Annotated in this window: 2 protein-coding genes and 2 pseudogenes; 1 reads left to right on the top strand and 3 read right to left on the bottom strand. The window is 63.4% G+C overall.

Features of this window, described 5'->3' with window-relative positions:
• Positions 1-236: 236 nt before the first annotated feature.
• A pseudogene (locus V6U90_RS33190) lies at positions 237-434 on the bottom strand (NUDIX hydrolase); the annotation flags it as partial.
• Between V6U90_RS33190 and V6U90_RS33185 the strand changes: the two are divergent.
• Positions 421-863: pseudogene (locus V6U90_RS33185) on the top strand (hypothetical protein). The pseudogenes V6U90_RS33190 and V6U90_RS33185 sit on opposite strands and share 14 nt — an antisense overlap.
• A gap of 435 nt (positions 864-1,298) precedes the next feature.
• Here the strand turns inward: V6U90_RS33185 and V6U90_RS33180 are convergent.
• Positions 1,299-1,664: a hypothetical protein gene (locus V6U90_RS33180; RefSeq protein ID WP_334445094.1), complete on the bottom strand. Its 366-nt coding sequence runs from the start codon at positions 1,662-1,664 to the stop codon at positions 1,299-1,301.
• Positions 1,661-1,905, bottom strand: a 245-nt coding sequence (locus V6U90_RS33175; RefSeq protein ID WP_334445092.1) for a hypothetical protein, incomplete at its 5' end; no start/stop codon positions are given. The genes V6U90_RS33175 and V6U90_RS33180, both read right to left, overlap by 4 nt.

The following is a 1,905-nucleotide window of genomic DNA, read 5'->3' as shown; positions in this document are numbered from 1 at the left end:
ACCATGATCCAACCCGAACGACCCAGGTCAAGCCGACCCGCCGACGAGCACCTGACCAGTCACGTACGTGTGAGATTTTCACCCCGTCACGCAGTGTGACCTACGTATTCTTGGCCTCTCACCTGGCCTTTTGTGGGTAGCGCCGCCCCCCCAGTCGACATCTATCGATGTTAACGGCGACGGTGACCTGGGGAGACGTCCGCGCTCGCTGGCGGCCGAGGCATCGATAGATGTCGCTATCCGAGGTAGGGGGTGTCGCGACCTTCGGCGTGGTGGTGGAGGCGGAGTCGGACGGTGTCGTCGGTGGGGTAGATGAAGCTAACCTCGGTGGACTCATCGCTGACGGCCAGTGTGCCGCCGGTGACTCGGGCACGGTAGGTCACTGTGAACTCCTGCCGCACCTCACCATCGGCGTACGCGATGAAGTGCGCGGGCGTGGCCTCCATGACCGCCCAACGCGCGCTACGCGAACTCCAACACCGGCGCATCACCTACAGCGTCGCCGGCAAAGGCACCTTCGTCCACCCCGACGCGTTCGACCTGCTACGCGGCGGCGTCCTCCGCGAACCCATCGACGACCCCGACCTACGCCGCCGAGTCGCCGCCTACCTCGCCGACCAACAAGGCATCACCATCCGCTACCACCACGCCCGCACCGCCGACGACAAGAACACGGCCCTGCACGACCTGCTGCGCCACGCCGACACCAACAGCGATCTCATCGACGACGTAATCAAATACCAGGCCAACCGAGGCAACTTCGCCCAGCAACCCGAACACCTCCGACGCCCCAGCGACGACGATCAAGCGTCAGCGCCCGCCAGCGCCCCCGCAGCAGTCGCCAGCGCACACCGAAGCAGTAAGCCAGCCAGACCAGGGCCCTCGGCCAAGATCCGACTGGCTCAAAACTGCTCTACAGGATCAAGACCGGCCCGGCAGAGCCGGGCCGCGCGCACGCGCTACGACCTACGGCCCCGCGCGCACGCCCATAACACCGAACCGCCACGCAAGTCCGCTTGGCCGGCCATCGACCACCCGAGGCCGTGACGATCGCTGTGTTGGCCGGCCAACGACGTGCTTCCGGCGATCGACGCCGCGCCGCGAGCGGCACGGCACCGAGCAGAGCGCCTCCGCCATCCGCGACTTCAGCATGGAATCGGCATGTAGGAATGTCTGACGCCGCCTGACGGGAACCATGACGGCAACCGGAGCAGACAAGGACATCCTTGTACGGCCGCCCGCTACGATCCGTGACCGAAGCGGGCGGGCCTCAACAGGGATAGAGACGACTCGAAATTTCACATGGGACGCAACATGTCGGGCGCCACGCCTCCACCCGACACAACTTGGCCATAATTGGTGTCGACGGTTAACGAACACCGTTGTGCAATTGAATGCACCAGCGCAACAACGAGATCAGGCGCGCGGTAATCCACGCTAAAAATGGCGCTCGGCGATTTCGGAACTTGAACCTCCGGCCAATCTTCAAAAATGCCGTCGACTTCGGGATCGGACACCTCTACTACATAGCAGTGTTCGTCGCCGCGTTGAAGCGTCAGGACAGCACCATTGACTGAGACGTCGCCGACCGATTGCACGAATTCTGCCAGCTTACCCAGGTCGACTGTTCGGTCGTCGACAACCAGGACCACCGTCTCCGTCATGGTTTTGGTCCGATCCAAGCAATCAGATCGTCCATACTTCTGAAGACCGGAACGCCCAGGTTTTCAATCCCCTTCACGACGCTACCCTTGAGATTGGGGCCGTAGATCGCGACGCGTCGCCCACCTGCGCTCGGAAGAATTCGCTCTTCCATCTGGGCCACCTTACCCTTTCCACCGCGTGACTGGTCAGGTGGTCGCTGCGCCGGTGGGTAGCCAGGGACAGCCGGCGACGAGTTCGGTG

The sequence above is a fragment of the Micromonospora sp. CPCC 206060 genome, from assembly GCF_036906895.1.
Classification (GTDB): domain Bacteria; phylum Actinomycetota; class Actinomycetes; order Mycobacteriales; family Micromonosporaceae; genus Micromonospora.
The sequence above is the reverse complement of the archived record's forward strand: the minus strand, read 5'-3'. Positions and strand labels throughout refer to the sequence as shown.